The sequence below is a fragment of the Nibrella viscosa genome, from assembly GCF_039541875.1.
In the GTDB taxonomy this organism is placed as follows: domain Bacteria; phylum Bacteroidota; class Bacteroidia; order Cytophagales; family Spirosomataceae; genus Nibrella; species Nibrella viscosa.
The window spans coordinates 159,064-175,473 of sequence record NZ_BAABHB010000011.1 but is presented as its reverse complement, the minus strand read 5'-3'; the positions used below and the strand labels follow the sequence as shown (position 1 = coordinate 175,473).

General features: G+C 56.3%; 12 protein-coding genes. 3 read left to right on the top strand and 9 right to left on the bottom strand.

What is annotated here, in order from left to right; genetic code table 11:
• Positions 1-74: 74 nt before the first annotated feature.
• The 9 genes from ABD931_RS22080 to ABD931_RS22040 form a co-directional block, all read right to left on the bottom strand.
• A complete protein-coding gene (locus ABD931_RS22080) occupies positions 75-1,211 on the bottom strand; it encodes a mannonate dehydratase (protein WP_345270138.1) in 1,137 nt (378 codons plus the stop codon).
• A gap of 21 nt (positions 1,212-1,232) precedes the next feature.
• Positions 1,233-2,105, bottom strand: coding sequence for a 2-hydroxy-3-oxopropionate reductase (locus ABD931_RS22075; RefSeq protein WP_345270137.1), 873 nt, complete (start codon positions 2,103-2,105; stop codon positions 1,233-1,235).
• A 22-nt stretch (positions 2,106-2,127) separates the two neighbouring features.
• A complete protein-coding gene (locus tag ABD931_RS22070; protein ID WP_345270136.1) occupies positions 2,128-3,576 on the bottom strand; it encodes a GntP family permease in 1,449 nt (482 codons plus the stop codon).
• A 59-nt stretch (positions 3,577-3,635) separates the two neighbouring features.
• Positions 3,636-4,430 carry an HpcH/HpaI aldolase family protein gene (locus ABD931_RS22065; protein ID WP_345270134.1) on the bottom strand — a complete coding sequence of 265 codons (795 nt, stop codon included), beginning with the start codon at positions 4,428-4,430 and terminating at the stop codon, positions 3,636-3,638.
• Entirely contained in the window at positions 4,427-5,395 is a 969-nt protein-coding gene (locus ABD931_RS22060; RefSeq protein WP_345270133.1) for an amidohydrolase family protein, read from the bottom strand. Before ABD931_RS22060 ends, ABD931_RS22065 begins: the two co-directional genes overlap by 4 nt.
• Positions 5,396-5,456: 61 nt before the next feature.
• Positions 5,457-6,977 (bottom strand): SusD/RagB family nutrient-binding outer membrane lipoprotein, encoded by a 1,521-nt coding sequence (locus ABD931_RS22055; RefSeq protein WP_345270132.1) that lies wholly within the window; start codon positions 6,975-6,977, stop codon positions 5,457-5,459.
• 127 nt (positions 6,978-7,104) lie between these two features.
• Entirely contained in the window at positions 7,105-10,611 is a 3,507-nt protein-coding gene (locus ABD931_RS22050) for a SusC/RagA family TonB-linked outer membrane protein (RefSeq protein ID WP_345270131.1), read from the bottom strand.
• A 27-nt stretch (positions 10,612-10,638) separates the two neighbouring features.
• Complete coding sequence (locus ABD931_RS22045) at positions 10,639-11,751, bottom strand: FecR family protein (RefSeq protein WP_345270130.1); 1,113 nt, start codon at positions 11,749-11,751, stop codon at positions 10,639-10,641.
• 44 nt (positions 11,752-11,795) lie between these two features.
• The gene (locus ABD931_RS22040; protein WP_345270129.1) at positions 11,796-12,395 is read right to left on the bottom strand and encodes an RNA polymerase sigma factor; all 600 of its coding nucleotides are present in this window, start codon (positions 12,393-12,395) and stop codon (positions 11,796-11,798) included.
• A gap of 145 nt (positions 12,396-12,540) precedes the next feature.
• Here ABD931_RS22040 and ABD931_RS29290 point away from each other — a divergent pair, with 145 nt between their 5' ends.
• The 3 genes from ABD931_RS29290 (at position 12,541) to ABD931_RS22030 (ending at position 16,373) form a co-directional block, all read left to right on the top strand.
• Positions 12,541-12,750, top strand: coding sequence for a TonB family protein (locus ABD931_RS29290; RefSeq protein WP_370469346.1), 210 nt, complete (start codon positions 12,541-12,543; stop codon positions 12,748-12,750).
• Positions 12,751-12,894: 144 nt separating this feature from the next.
• Positions 12,895-14,562: a DUF8614 domain-containing protein gene (locus ABD931_RS22035; protein ID WP_345270128.1), complete on the top strand. Its 1,668-nt coding sequence runs from the start codon at positions 12,895-12,897 to the stop codon at positions 14,560-14,562.
• A 203-nt stretch (positions 14,563-14,765) separates the two neighbouring features.
• Complete coding sequence (locus ABD931_RS22030) at positions 14,766-16,373, top strand: hypothetical protein (protein ID WP_345270127.1); 1,608 nt, start codon at positions 14,766-14,768, stop codon at positions 16,371-16,373.
• The last annotated feature ends 37 nt before the right edge of the window (positions 16,374-16,410 follow it).

Below are 16,410 nucleotides of genomic sequence, written 5' to 3'. Positions count from 1 at the left end.
TGGTACGGTACAGATGAGGTTATCTGAACAGAAAAGGCGCTCCCGGCCTGAACATACCGGGAGCGCCCCTGAAATTAGTTTCTGACCGAAGCCAGTTCAACCTCATCGGATACGGCCTGAATCAGGCCCTTGATATACCCGTAGCAGAACGAGAAGGCTTGTGACCCACTGTTCGGATCGGCATGGTGCGGCACGTGATCGGGCATAACCATGCCGTCGAAGCCCACATCGCGCAGGGCACGCACCACGTGCAGGAAGTTCATATCGCCGTTATCCGGGTATACCTCCTGAAAGTTGTTCCAGCCGCCCTTGATGTTGCGCAGGTGTACGTTGAAGATCTGGTTTCGCTCACCCACCCATTTGATGATGGGGAAGATCTCTGTTTTGGGGTCTTTCAGTCCCTCCGCGATGGAGCCGATGCAGAAGTTGAACCCGTGGTAGGGGCTATCGTACAGTTTGGCAAAACGCTGGATACCGGCAAACACATCCGGACTGTTCCAGCGGGTAATACCCCGGTACCCGACCGGCGTCGGCGGGTCGGCAATGTGGTTGGCCATTTTAACCTTGTACTCTTTGGCCACGGGCAGCAGCCGGTCGAGCATATAGGTGATGCGCTCAAACATCTGGTCGATGGACACATCACCGGCTATCGTTTTCGGATCGTTGCGCTTGATAGCTTCGGCGTAGTTCCAGGTGCTGTAATCGGCATTGCCCCGCTTGGGGTCGATGGTGCGGCCGGTGCGCAATACCGGCAGAATGGTGGTGTTGTAGTTCAGTACCTTGATGCCTGTCTTGCCGGCTACCTGAATCATCTGCTGAAGAATCTCGATTTCGCGGTCCCGCTCCGGACTTTTGCCGAGCATGATGTTCGGGTATTCAACCTTGTCGATGCCGGCCGAGGTCAGCGGAAAGTGATAGGCATCGAGGCTGATACCGTACTTTTCGCAGGCCTCTTTCTTCGCCAGCGAATCGTCCAGATCCCATCCTTTGCCCGGGATGGTTTTGGGCGAACCCCCATCCAGGTTATACACGCCATGCCGGGCTTTGAACTCCAGATTTTCTTTGGTGGTGCCGCCCGACTGGCAGCCCACTTTCATCAACACTTTCTTAATCGGCTTTGCTTTGCTGGCGGCATTTGCCGACTCAGGGCTAAATGCAGCTGCCCCCACCGAACCGGCGGTGATGACCCGGATAAAATGTTTACGTTCCATGTTGTTTCGACAGTTAAGGGTTTAGTTTTTGTATTCCTGTTCCAGCACCAGCAAAAGAGCACTGTGGTCTAACTCACCGTTGCCCTGCGCCAGCGCAGCGTCCATCTGCGCAGCCACCTGGGCCGTACCCCGCAACGGCACGGCAAACTCCTCGCCTGCCTGCAGGGCAATACGCATATCTTTCTTATGGAGCTTGAGCTTAAAACCAGGCGCAAAGTTTCGCTCAATCATGCGCTTACCGTGCAGATCAAGGATACGACTTTGTGCGAAACCGCCTAACAGCACCTCCCGCATTTTTTCCAGATCAACACCCGCTTTTCGGGCCATCGTAAAGGCTTCGGCTACGGCCTGAATAGTCATGCCGACGATCATCTGGTTGGCCGCTTTGGTTGTCTGCCCTGCGCCCGGCTCACCGATATGGACAATGTTTTTGCCCATGGCCTGAAAGACCGGCAGCGCCCGCTGAAACGCGGCCTCACGCCCACCGACCATGATAGACAGCGACGCAGCCTCGGCACCCACCTGCCCGCCGGATACGGGTGCATCCAATGCTTCTACGCCCTTTTCCTGCATCTGTCTGGCGATAGTCCGGGCGGTAGAAGGCGCAATGGTCGACATATCGATAAACAGCGAACCCGGCCGGATACTTTCCAGCACCCCATCCGGCCCGGACACCACCTGCTCTACATCGGGCGAGTCCGGCAGCATGGTGATGATGATGTCGCATTGCTCCGCCAGTTCTTTAACGGAAGCCACTATGTCGGCCCCGGCTTCGGCCAGCGTATTGGCCGCTTTGCTCTGGTTCAGCACCGTCACCGGAAAGCCGGCTTTGCGTATATTCAGCGCCATGGGCTTACCCATGATGCCCAAACCAATAAATCCTATTTTTTCCATGTAAAACGGGTTATACCAGGTATCAAATCAGCGGAAAGAGTTGAGAGCCTATCATGATGACGATCAGACCCACAATGCCCATGATGCAGAGCATCGGCGAAAAGGTTTTCAGCGCTTCTTTCTCGGTCAGGTTGCTCATCTTGCACACGATCCAAAAACCGGAGTCATTCATCCAGGGTATCAGTTTAGAGCCGCAACCGATGGCCAGCCCCAGATACACGGGATGAAAATCCAGCTTGCCGTTGATGGCCAGGCCGGACAGAATACCCGATGCCGTAATCAGCGCCACCGTAGCCGATCCCTGGGCGGTGCGCACCACGGCTGAGATCAGGAAGGCCAGCGGAATCAGGGCCATCTGGTAGCCGCTGGTCAGGCCGGCAATGCGCGTGCTGATGCCGGTTTGCTGCAACATACCGCCAAACGCGCCCCCGGCTCCGATGATCAGAATAATGCTCCCTCCGCTCATCAGGGCCGCCTGCAGGAATGCGCCCATGCCTTCTTTGCTGTCTTTTTTGTTGGCAGCCAGCACCAGCAGCGCCACCACCCCCCCGGTGATCAGGGCAATGGTCTTATCCCCGAAAAACTGCACGATTCCAAAGATCTGACCCAGCACAGCAGCCTGTTTAACGCTTGTGCTCTGGGCAACCGGCATCGCATCGGCATACGTATCGGCACAGATAAAGATCAGCGGGATCAGCACCGGCAGCAGGGATACGCCCAGCGACGGCAAATGTGTATCATCTTTGGCCGCTACCAGCTTAATATCTTCCAGCCGCGCATCCAGCGAATCGCGCAGGGCAATCGGCCATTTCTGGTTTGCCCAAACGGCGAACAAATACCCGAAAAAGATGGTAATCAGGCCCACAATGGTACCGGTAACCATCATCAGTCCGATGGGAATGCGCATTTCGCCGATCAGAAACAGTGGGCCGGGCGCGGGCGGTACCAGCGAGTTAGCCATAGCCGCACCCGCCAGGATGCAGAGTACCAGCAAAAGGTAATTCTTACCGATGCGCATGGTCATTACCTTGGCGATGGGGATCATCAGCAGAATAACGGTGTCGAAGAAGACGGGTACGCCGATGAAAAAGCTGCTGACCAGAAACGCAATGGGGGCCCGTTCGATGCCGGTGAACCGCAGCATCGATCGGACAGTACGTTCGGCGGCCCCGCTCTCCAGCATGCATTTACCGATAATGGCGGCCATCGCAATCAGGATACCGACCCGCCCGCAGGTATTGCCGAATTCGGTAGCGATCCGTTCGCCGACGCTTTTGTTCGCCAGTTGCAGGGCCGCGGCCGGGGCGGTTCCTTTAGACAGGGCATACTGTTCAATAGCCGCAGCGGGCGTCATCATGGCCACCACAAAAGCCCCGAACAGCAGGGCCAGAAACGGGTGGAGCTTTAACCCGATGATCCCACCCATTACGATGAGTACGCCGATGAGCAGGATTAAGAGTGGGTCTGTCATTTTGGGGGTTTGAGGTTTAAGGTTTGAGGTTTACCCCCAGCCCTGAAGGGGGTAAGGAGTCATTCGCTGCCGTTGTTCACTCCGGCCGGTACAGTCCGGAAGGCATCCAGCCGCTTCGCCAGATGGCGGGCACCGTCGGCAACGAAGGTGGCATCGGCCCCACAGGCAATCAGGCGAATGCCCAGGTCGTGGTAGGTCTGGTAATCGTCGGGGTTGAAGAACAGAATACCGGTGGCTTTGCCGGCCTTTTGGGCGGCATTCACCGTTTCCCGCAGGGCTTCTTTGAACCGGGGGTGATCGAACTGCCCAAAGATACCCAGCTCCATCGACAGGTCGGCCGGGCCGATAAACAGCACGTCTACGCCGTCGATGGCGGCTACTTCGTCGAGGTGATTCAGCACTTCCACGGTTTCGATCTGCACCACGCCCAGAATGTTGTCTTGCGCTTCCTGATAGTACTGGCCAAAGTGTTGCCCGAAGCCGGTAGCCCGCACCATCTTGGCAACGCCCCGGTGGCCGTGCGGGGGGTAGTGCAGCCCGCCGACCACCTTGCGGGCTTCGGCCGGATTGCTGACTTTAGGGCACATAATGCCCTCGGCACCCATATCCAGTATCCGGTGAATGCGTTGCGGCTCCGTGCTTTCTACGCGAACAAGAGCTGCCGTGGGGGTATGTTCGAGGGCCTGTAACTGATACAGTACCTCCCGCTCGGAGCCGGCACCGTGTTCCAGATCGATAAGTACCCAGTCGAAACCGGCCAGCCCGACAATCTCGGCGGTGAGCGAGCTGCCCAGGTTCAGCCAGCATCCGTGTAAGGTTTCGCCCTGCTGCAGGCGTTTTTTCAGCTTTTTCATGTGTTCCAGTTCAGCAACTTGCGGAGATTTCCGCCTTTGACGTTCGCCCGGTCCGCTTCGGAGTAGCCCGGCATCTGTTTGTCGACGATAGCGGGTGAGCCACTCCCCCAGACTACCCGATCCACGCCAAACTCCTGAATGACCCGCCGGGTAAACGGCCGTGCGCTTTCGAAGTATGGACCGTCCGGGGCAAAATAGTCCAGGCCGGAGAGCTTCATGTACACGTTCGGAAAGCGGGCCAGGTCCAGCACATCGGCAAACTCTACCCCCGTACCCAGATGTGGCTCAGCCAGATGATCGATAAGGACTTTGCAGCCGGGAAAAGCCGCAATAGCCTCACCGGCCTGCCGGGCGTAGTTGGGTCCGATATGCAGTTCAATGATGAGGTTGTTATCCACCGCCTGCTTCCACAAAGCCCGCACGCCGGCATCAGCAAAGGTGTTCAGGTAAAACTCCTTTCCCCGGTGCGCGTGAAACCGGGTGGCGACCATACGCGGCTCCTGCCGCACCAGAGCCGCCAGTTTCTTGGGCGCGTCGGGGTCTTTCGGGTAGAACAGGGTTGTGCCACGCAGTCGGTTGGGCTCCCGTCGCAGGCAGTCCAGGATCAGGGTATGGTCATCGCCGTACGGCTCCGGGTGAACAATCACCGCCCGGTCGATTTTTTCGTCATCCAGCCGCTTCAGGTACGCAGCCAGCGGATCGGCGGGTTGTTTGGACACGTCTGGTTTATACACCGCCTGCGGATGAAACGGAAACCGTTGTATGTCCGGGCTGAAGATATGGGCGTTCCACTCAATAACGGGTTCGGCAACGGCAGAAGTAAAGCCGGCACCAGACGGTCCTTCGGCCTTCGCCTGGTCGAAACCAAATCCTGCCAGCCCGACACCCGTTAACGTAAGCAGCACGTCGCGCCGGGTTGGCATATTTCCTGTTTCATCACTGGCATCACCCAAAACCCTTTTCATCTCCCTTTGCTCTTTACAAACCCGATTCCCCATTCAATGACTCAACCATTCAATCCTTCGACTATTTCTTATCCCACCACACCCGGGTATCCAGCAAATCAGGCCCCTGCCGGCTGATCGCCTGCTGCACATTGGTTTTGTTGACGTTCAGTTCGGCATCGGTGTAGGTGAGTCTGCGTATAAAAGGCTCAGTCTTAAGATCTTTACCCGGATACGGATTTGGTGTCAGCACCGGATAGCCGCTCCGCCGGAAATTAGCCCAGGCTTCCGGGCCGATCAGGAAGGATGCCACCCAGTATTGCGTGTTGATCTGCTCCAGTTCTTTGCCCGCTGCCAGCGGGTTCGCCTGTACATAGGCCGTTATGGCGGCATCGGCAATGGCGGTGCTGGTACCATAAAGCGCAAACTGCCGCATGTGCGAGCGGATGCCGTTGGCGTATAGCGCAGCCGCATCGCCCGTGGTCCATTTTCGCACCACGGCTTCGGCCAGCAGGAGTTGGGTCTGGGCGTAGGTCACCAGAAAACTCGGGGCCGTCAGGCTGGCCATGCGGGTGCGGTCGAGTTGACTGAAATCCCACAAGCTGGCCAATTTTTTGGCTGTGACGGCGGCACTTATGGTGGTATTGTCGTACCCCTGGGGAGCGCCGATCTGCACACCCGGCTGGCGGTTGGCCCGCGATTCTACCTGCTGGGCTCCGCTGGTGGCACCTACGTACCGGACCGCAATCGAGGCCAGCCGGGGATCGTTGTTCTTCTGGAGAAAATCGACAAATTCTTCGTCGAGGTAAAAGAACGCCGACTGCCCGCCGTTCAGCTGCGAGCCGACGGGGTTGGTAAAGTTGGGATTGTGGCGGATGATGGCGTTATCGTCGTTCGACTGCATCAGCCCACCGGCTACCGCTTTCTGAACCGTTGCCTGCGCCAGCGTAGGGTTTACTTTGGCGAGCCGCATACCCGCCCGCAGCAGCAGCGAATTGCCCAGCCGCTTCCATTTAGCCACGTCGCCGTCGTACAGCACATCGCTGGTCACCCTGGCTTTAGCGGCATCCAACGCGGCCGAAGCGGTTTCCAGTTCCTTCAGAATATCGGTATAAATAGCCTCCTGCGAATCGTACACCGGCGTAACAATGCCTTCCAGGTAGCTCTTGCCGGCCTGCGTGTACGGCACATCGCCGTAGGTATCCGTCATGAGCATGAAGGCATACGCCCGCCAGATCCGGGCCATGTTGTACAGGTTGGAGCGGGGAGCATTGTCTTTGGTTTTGGTGACGACATCCGTCAGCTCCCGGATAATGTTGCCGTAGTACGTGTTCCAGTTGCCGGCCGTAACGCCCCGGTTATCCTGGTTAAAGTTGGCCGCCGATCCCTGCCCGCTGAAGGGGGTGATCATCTGCTTCACAATTGTGGTTTCGTAGCTCAGATTACCATAGCCGGGCGCACTGTTTACGATGGCGGTGTTTAACTGAAATGCGGGGTCGACCGAGGTCAGCGCTACGGGGTTGATGTTCATTTCGTCGAAGCCGCGGTCGCAGGACGCCAGACCGAAGAAAGCGAGGAACAGATATAGTTTAGTATTTCTCATGTCTTTCAGAGTTTGTAGTCTTTCAGAGTTTGAAGTTTGTAGTCTGTAGTTTGTAGTTGAGCGATGCTGCCAAATGGCCGAATAGGCGAAGCAACCTCAGACTTCAAACTACAAACTTCAAACTATATCAAAACTTAAGATTTACGTTGAAGCCCATGCTGCGGGTAATGGGCAAACCGGTGGCTTCCAGACCAATCAGGTTATCCGACGGAAAACCGAACTGCTCCGGATGGATATTGGGCACCCACTTCTTCAGGACGGCCACGTTGTTGGCCACGGCATTCAGCCGGATGCCTTTGATGAACCGCGTAGAGGCCGGCAGCAACCTGGTGAAATCGTAGCCGAGCGTCACCTGCCGCAGTTGCCAGAGACCGGCATTGTATACAAACTCCTCGGCAATGTTCTGCGACCGGACCGTTTCGTAATAAGCCTGCACGCCCGCTTTGGTCTGGTTGATCTCGCCGTTGGGGTTTACGCCGGTACCGATGACAAAGCCTTCTTCCCGACCCACCAGCGTGGCCTTGTGCAGGCCGTGCCGCCAGGCATTGTGGTTGGTGCCGGAAATCATCTTATGACCCAGCTTAAAGTCGATCAGGAAGGACAGGTTGATCCCTTTGTAGCTAAAGCTGTTGGTGATTCCACCGACCCAGAGCGGCACGGCGCTCCCGAAATTGATTTGAGTGGGTGTCCGCAGCGGGCGACCGTTACCGGCATCGAAAACCTGCCGACCCTGGGCGTCGCGCAGGTAACCGAAGCCAAACAACTGGCCCATCGGCAAGCCCACCACCTGCCGGAGTTCGCCGGTGAAGTCGCCGGTGCCGACGGTAATCATGTTGTCGCTGGCGGAGCTACCCAGGTTCAGCACTTTGGTCTTGTTATACGCTGCGTTGAAAATGGTATTCCAGCTAAAGCCGGAGCTCTTGATGGGCGAAAACGTCACCAGCATTTCCAGACCCTGGTTCCGGCTTTCGCCTACGTTGATCAACTGCGTTTGAAAGCCGCCCCCGTTGGAGATCTGGGCCCGCAGGATCTGGTCAGACGACAGCTTATCGTAATAGGTCAGGTCCAGGCCCAGCAGATTATTGAACAGCCGCAGTTCCAGGCCGGCCTCTTTTTCGGAGACCCGCATGGGCCGCAGGTTCGCGTTCGGCACCGTGGTGCCGCTGATACTGGCCAGCGGCTGGGAAGCTCCGCTCGGCGACGGAAACTGCTGCGGGTTGATGCTGTAGAACAAATTATTGGAATAAGGCGACACATCGGTATCGCTACCCACTTCGGCATAAGCTGCCCGGATCTTACCAAAGGTCAGCCAGTTAGGCAGTGAACCGGCAAAAGCCTGCGAAAACACAAAACTAGCCGTGATGGAGGGATAAAGGATACTACGGTTCGCCGGCGACAAGGTCGAGAACCAGTCGTTGCGCACCGTTCCGTTCACGAAAACGAAGTCCTTATAGGAAACCTCGGCCGAGCCGTACAGGGAGTTGACCTGCCGCTCGGAGACTTCGTAGATCGGGTCACGCTGGCGGCTGTTGCTGATGGTGTAAAGGCCCCGCGTATAGAAATCCTGCACAAAAACGTTATGCCGGCTGATCTTCCGGTACATCTGGTTGCCGCCCAGGTTTACATTGACCCCAATGGGGCCAAATGTCTTGTTGCCCCCCAGGAGGAAGTCGGCGTTGAGCTCGCGGACGTTGCGGGCATCCTGCACGTACTGGCCGTTGACGAAACCGGCCGGGGCGGCCGGCTGCCGCTGGCTGCCGGTGGGCAGGTTGTAGTCCTGCTCGCGGGAGTAGTAATCCTGCCCGATGCGGCCCTGGAGAAACAGCCAGTCGGTGAAGTTGTACCGGGCCGTGATGTTGCCGAAGATCCGGTCGGTGTGGATGTTGTCGAAGCGCTGCAGGGCAAAATACGGGTTGGTACGGTTGGTGAAGCGCGACCAGACGTACTCGTTGCCGTTGGCGTCGGTGGCGTACTTTTCCAGCAGATCCATCGGCATGGAATTGGCCATGTTGAACAGCACTACCGGGCTGTAATCCTGCTCGGCAATGTTTGGTGGGTTCTTCCGGTATTCTTTGGAGTAGTTAACGTTACCCGACACGGTAAGCTTCTTCGCCAGCGTCTGGGTAAAGCCCAGGTTGATGGTCTGCCGGTCGTAGCCGGAACCGGGCAGAATGGTTTTGTTGCCCAGGTTGGAAATCGACAGGCTGAAACCACCAAATTCACCACCCGACGACAGCGTCAGTGTGTTGGTAAACGTCTGTCCGGTCCGGTAGTATTGCGTAATCTGGTTTCGCTGCGGCACATACGGCACCTCTACGCCATCGAACAGGATCTGCGTCATGCCCGGCTTGAACTTCTCGCCGAAGCTCCACTGCCCCGAGGTGGGGTTGGGAGCCGTGGGACGCTGGCCATTCTCACCCTGCCCGTATTCGTACTGGTAGTCGGTATAGTCCAGGGGCGTGTCGGTGGTAAAGTTGGAGTTAAACTCCAGGCCGATACCGTTGCCGCTGCCCCGGTTTTTGGTCGTAATCATAATGACCCCGTCTTTGGCCCGCGAGCCGTACAGCGCCGACGCAGCCGCCCCTTTCAGTACGGTCATGGTCTCGATATTGTCCGGGTTGATGCTGCTCAGACCATCGCCCCCGTCGGACGTCCGGTTGCTGCCCCGCTCGGAGACATCCCCCCGCGCTCCGTAGGTCGTGTTGTCGATCGGCACCCCATTCACCACAATCAGCGGGGAGTTATTACCGCCGAACGACGACTGCCCCCGAATCCGGATCTTGCTGGTACCGGCCGGACCGGAACCCAGTTGGGTAATGTTTACGCCCGCCATTTTGCCCTGTAAGGCGTTCATGAAATTGGCCGTGCGGTTTACCGTCATCTCCTCGGCGGGCACCGTAGCAGTGGCATACCCCAGGCTCTTGGATTGCTTTTTGATACCCAGAGCCGTTACCACGACCTCCTCCAGCGCCTTATTCTCCGGATTCAGCGAGACATTGAAAACAGATTGATTGCCTACCGTTACTTCCTTGCTCTCGAAACCTACAAAGCTGAATACCAGCACGGTCGATGCGCTATTCTCATCCGGCACCTCCAGTTGAAAAGCTCCCTGGGCGTTGGTGCTGGTACCGCGCTGCGTGCCTTTAATCAGGATAGATACGCCCGGCAGTCCGGCACCCTTCTCATCGGATACTTTCCCCGACACGATTCGTTTGGGGGCCGATTCGCCGACCTCCTCTATATACTCCTTCAGCCCGGTTTCTACCGAAGCCGATGCGCCGGGCGACAAAACCACTTTTTTGCCCACCAGCTCGTAGCTGACGTTCATGGGCTTAAAGAGCTTAGTCAACACCTCCTTCAGGGTCGAGTTGTTGATGTGGATGCTGATCTTCTGCCGCGACTCGATGACCTGCGAGCTGTACACAAACTGCACTTCGGTCGCTTTTTCGATCTCCGCCAGCACCTTTTTGATCTCCAGGTTATCGGCGTGTAACGTCAGGCGTTTGCTCAGGTACTCCTGCGCCCTTGTGGTATGGGCATACGATACCCCCACCAGCAGCAGCATAACCAGTCCTTGGGTCAGCGAAAATTTCATAAGCGTTAGCCACAGTTGCCTGTAAAGGTGATTTTCCATAAGATTCAGAAGGTTAAAGGTTCAGGTTTATTTACATCCCCGTCCGCTGATGACAATCTGGCCATCGGTGATTTCGTAGCTGGCCGACACCGACTTACACAGCAGGTCCAGCTTCTGGTACAGGGACTCACTGGTCAGCGCGGCCGTCACGTTGCAGGCGGCAAAGCTCTGCTCATCAAACTGAATCGGAATCTGGTAACTGCTTTCCAGTTCCCGTAAAATCGTTGGCAGGGGAACTTCATCGTACACAAAATCCACCGTCCGACTACTTGTCTCGACCAGTGCCGGATTGGCTACCAGCGTTTTGGTCAGATGGCCGTCGCTTTTCTCAAAAATGGCGGCCTGGTTGGCGGTCAGAATCAATCCACTGACTTCTTTGGTAGCGGGGGTTTGTTCGGGTTTATGTTTATAGACGGATACTTTGCCGGATAAGACCTGCACCGAAATTTTCCGGTCCAGCGCAAACGCCCGGACCACAAAGCGGGTGCCCAGCACCCGGGTAACCATTTCGCCGGTATACACCAAAAACGGCCGGGCCTGCCGTTTCACCGAAAACACCCCCTCCCCCGTCAGGTACACCTCGCGGGCCTGCTCCGCAAACACCGACGGGTATCGGATGCGGCTCTTCGGGCTCAGCAGCACTTCGGAGCTATCGGTAAGCACTATACGCAGGGGGTGATCCGTATCATTGGTCGTCTCCACCAATTGCCTGTCCGGAACCGCTGCCAATGAAGCGGCCGGTGGTGCCGACTTACCGGCGTAGAAATACCAGCCCACCGCCAGTACCGCCACCAGCGAGGCCGCAGCCGCCATACCCCACCGCCACCCGAGTCGGGCCATTACCCGGCCTTCTCCGTCGGCAGCCTGTTCAGATACAGGCACCGGAGGCAGAGAGAACGCCCCGGCCGTTTCGATAAATCGTTCGACCTCCCGCCGGACTTCCGCTTCGCTGATCCGCTCCGGGGCAACCGATGCCGCCCGGATAAACTGCTCGGCCTGCCGGATCGCGGCCTGCTTTTCGGGATGTTGCTGCACAAAGGTCAGCCAGAACAATTCCTGGCTGCTGCGGCCCTGCACCCAGTGTTGAAAGTCCTCGTCCCGGATAAAGTCCTCGACCGTATATAGCTGGTAATTCTTCATGTCAGTGCTTGTTCTGTTGATAAATAGACACGGCGAGGGCGTTATTAAACCCAGACCAGCCAGTGGAAGATAAGCCCCATCAGGCCGACGGTCCAGTTCTTCCGGAGACTGTTCAGCGATTTATTGAGCAGGTTGTAAACCGACTGCCGCTCCAGCTGCATGACTTCGGCGATCTGTTCGTAGCTGAGATCCTGGTAAAAACGCAGGTAGATCAGTTCTTTCTGGCGGTCGGGCAAATGCTTAATCACCTGCTCGATCTTGCGAACCTGGTAAATTTCGTGTTCCTCCTCAATCAGCCGCAGGTCGGCCGCAAACTCCACCGAAAACGAATATTCATCCGACAGGCTCGACTGGTGGGTGTTGTGCTTCTTAGAGAGTTCGCGCAGAATGCGGGTCTTGAGCACCACAAGCAGGTAAGACCGTACGTTCTCGACTGCCCCGATGGTGTCATGTATCTTCCAGAGGCTGACAAACATCTCCTGGATGCAGTCTTTGACAAATTCGCGATCGGCGTGCAGGCGCATACCCCAATGGAACAGATCCGGGTAAACCTGTTGGATAATGTTCGCCAGAGCATACATATCCCCGGCCCGGTATTCGTGCCAGAGTTGCTGCGCTTCTGTCGGGTCAAGCCGTCTGCTCATATCAGAAGGGGTCAGGACTTTTCTACATGATACATCAGCAGGTCTAATCTACCCTCCTTTTTTAAAATATTTTCTGAGAATTTTTATAAAGTTGTCACATATGGGGCAATTGTAGCGCAGCGGTTCGTCCGCGTTTGCTACGCGGATGCCCGAGGCCCGCGATTACACCGCGTGTGGCACGTTACAAAACGGTAGTGTTACCAATTGTGAAGTCGTAAAAGGTGTTACGCCTGTTCTGGATCCGGAGGCTCTGCGGGTGGTAAAAACAATGAGCGGTAAAAGGAAACCCGGCCAGTTCGGAGGGGAGGAAATCCGGATGAAGTACCATTTACCCATTACATTTTCGTTAAAGTAATGAGGGCGCAATGACATCCTGAGGGGTAAATTTGAGCCGGCTATTTTGTTGTGCGGAACAGGTTCTATACCTTTCCTCCCATAAAGTTGTAGAAATAGCCTGATCCCCCAACCTGTTCCATTACGCCTGACAAAACGTGACCCCATGAAGACCTCTCTCCTCCTGATACCCGCCTGTATGGCTGCGGCAGGCCTGTTCTCCTGCAATGGCCCCGCCGGCCATTCGTCCGGCTCTCAAACAGCCGCTACAAGCGACTCGACGCAGCAATACATTGAAGAGCGGCTGGCCGGCTACGCCCCTGTCCGGCTCACGGCCGACCTCTCAGCTCTTACCGAAAAAGAGCGGCAGATGATTCCGCTGCTGATTCAGGCCGCTCAGATCATGGACGACCTCTACTGGCAGCAGTGCTACGGCAAAAAAGACAGCCTGCTGAACGCCCTCACCAACGACAAGACCAAAGCCTTTGTCCGGATCAACTACGGCCCCTGGGACAAGCTCAACGAAGACAAACCTTTTCTGCCGGGGGTTGGTCCCAAACCGCCGGGTGCGCAGTTTTACCCGGCCGATATGACCAAAGAGGAACTGGAGAAGTCAAACGTAGCCGACAAAATGGGGCTGTATTCTCTGATCCGGCGCGACTCGACCGGCAAACTTTACTCCATTCCGTACCATGTTGCCTATAAAGAGCCCCTGCAGCGGGCCGCTGCTCTGCTGAAGCAGGCATCTGCACTGGCCGAAGATCCGGGCCTGAAACGCTACCTGCAGCTCCGCGCCGACGCGCTGGTAACCGACAAGTACGACCCCAGCGATATTGCCTGGCTCGATATGAAGACCAATACCGTCGACTGCATTATCGGGCCGATAGAATCCTATGAAGATGGGTTATACAATGCCCGTACGGCTTACGAAGCCTATGTCCTTATCAAAGACAAGGAATGGAGCCGGAGGCTGGCCAAATACGTAGCAATGTTACCCGACTTGCAGCAGGGGCTGCCGGTGGATGCGCAGTATAAAAAGGAGTCGCCGGGTACCTCCTCGGAACTGAACGCCTACGATATTGTCTACTATGCCGGGCACTGCAACAGCGGTGGCAAAACCATTGCCGTAAACCTGCCCAATGATGAAGAAATCCAGAAGAGCAAAGGCACCCGCCGGTCGCAGTTGAAGAACGCCATGCGGGCTAAGTTCGATCAGATCATGATGCCCATCGCCAGGGAGCTTATCGATCCGTCGCAACTAAGTCAGGTGCAGTTCGATGCCTTTTTTGCCGATGTGATGTTCCATGAAGTGGCGCATGGGTTGGGCATTAAAAATACTGTCAACGGCAAAGGCACCGTACGGGCGGCCCTGCAGGAGCAAAGCTCATGGCTTGAAGAAGCCAAGGCCGACATTCTGGGCCTGTACATGGTCACTAAACTGGTGGAGAAAGGGGAACTCCCCGGCCCTATCGAAACCTATTACACGACTTTTATGGCGGGAATCTTGCGGTCGGTGCGGTTTGGCGCAGGTGAAGCGCACGGCAAGGCCAATATGCTCGCGTTTAACTTTTTTCAGGAGAAAGGTGCGTTTGAGAAAACCGCCGATGGTCGGTATAAAGTTGACCACGCCAAATTCCGCAACGCCATCAATGAACTGAGCAACCTGATTCTGACCCTGCAGGGCAACGGCGACAAAGCAAAAGCTGAAGCGCTGCAACAGGCGAAAGCCGTCGTTAAACCAGCCTTACAGGCCGACCTTAATCAGCTTCAGCAAAAAGGCATTCCTGTCGATATTGTCTTCGAGCAAGGCCCGGCGGTGCTGGGGTTGCAGTAGGGTTAGTCATAAGAGAATCATTTTACCCCTTCGGGGTTTCGGGGAATTGTTCTAGGCTCTTTTCTATAACAATGTCATCCCTTCAGGATTTACTGGCACAAGCTACTAACCCCGAAGGGGTGCCAGGCCTATAGGAAAAGCTATGCATACCACAAACTGAATGCTTTCTTTTGATCGCTCCTTTACCAAGTCCGTAACATTATATGAAAAATTTCTTATTGCTTCTTTCGCTTGGCCTCTTTACATCGGCACAGGCGCAGCAAACCACGCAACTGTTTGAGGAAGCCGCAGCCAATGGCAAGCTGGCTAACGAGGGCTTCAAACGCTGCAACCGCTACATGACCGGCTGGCTGGCTCAGGCCGACTCCACAACCGGTCTGATTCCCCGCAACCTCAGGGAGAGCCGCGACGTCTGGAATGCCTGGGACGCGGCCGCCGACAATTACCCCTTTATGGTCATGACCTCGGCCATGCTGAAACCGGCACTGTTTAAGGGGAAGATGCTGGACATGCTGAATACCGAAAAGAAAATGACGGCCCGCATCGGCAGCCTGCCCGATACGTACTCGTTTACCAAAAAAGGTTTTCGTAACGAGCAGATTGATACCAGTCAGGTGTTGTTCGGCAGTGCGGAGTACATGAAAGATGGGCTGATGCCGCTGACCGAATGGCTGGGAAAAAGCCCCTGGTCGGACCGGATGCTGGCCATTCTGGATGATCTGGAGAAGCTTGTGCACCTGCCCATTCATCTGGAGGGACAGTTCTACGGCAACAGCGCCGATGTAGAAACCGCCGGTGACCTGCTTCAGGTACTCTCGCGCATGTACTGGATGACCGGCAACGACCGCTATCTGAAACGCGCCATACAACTGGGCGATTATTACCTCTGTGCCGACAACCTGCCCACCCGCAGCCTGAAGCGCCTGCGTCTGCGCGACCACGGCTGCGAAATTGTAGCCGGCTTAGCCGAGGTGTATGCCGCCGTTCACTACGCTAATCCGGCGAAGAAAAAACAATGGCAGCCCTTTATGCATGAGATGCTCGACTGCGTGCTGGCGCACGGCCGGAACGAGGATGGTCTGTTTTACAACGAGGTAAACCCCGTTACCGGCGATGTCATCGACAACGGTATTGCCGACACCTGGGGCTACACCATGAACGCCCTGTACACAGCCTATCTGCTCGACGGCAAAACTACCTACCGCGATGCCGTGCTGAAAGCCCTCGGCTCACTGAACAGCCGCTACCGGAACTATGACTGGGAGAAGGGCAGCAGCGACGGCTATGCCGATGCCATTGAGGGTGCCCTGAACCTGTACTTCCGGGAGCCGGTGCCCTCCGTAAAACCCTGGCTGGATAGTCAGATTCAGGTTATGTGGGCCATGCAGCAGCCCAGCGGCATCATTGAAGGCTGGCACGGCGACGGCAACTTTGCCCGCACCACGCTCATGTACAGCCTCTGGAAAACCGCCGGCATCACGGCAACGAACTGGAACGAAAACGTGGTTTACGGCGCGGCCGTCAGCAAAGACAACCTGTTCGTCAGCGTTGCCAATACCGACTCCAGCCCCTGGACCGGCACGCTGACATTCGGCACCCAACTGCATAAAGACAACCTGAAATTGCCGGTTAATTACCCCCGCATCAACCAGTTTCAGGAGTGGTACCCGATTGACCCGAAGAAGACGTACATCCTCATTAACCGCACCACTCCCAGCAAGACCACCCGGATTAGTGGGCAAGTGCTGATTGACGGGTATACGGTTTCGCTAAAGCCTGGAGAAGGGCTTCAGCTAATTATTATGCCGTAAGCCGGGTTATTGCTAACTTGCAGGTCTTTACCTAACC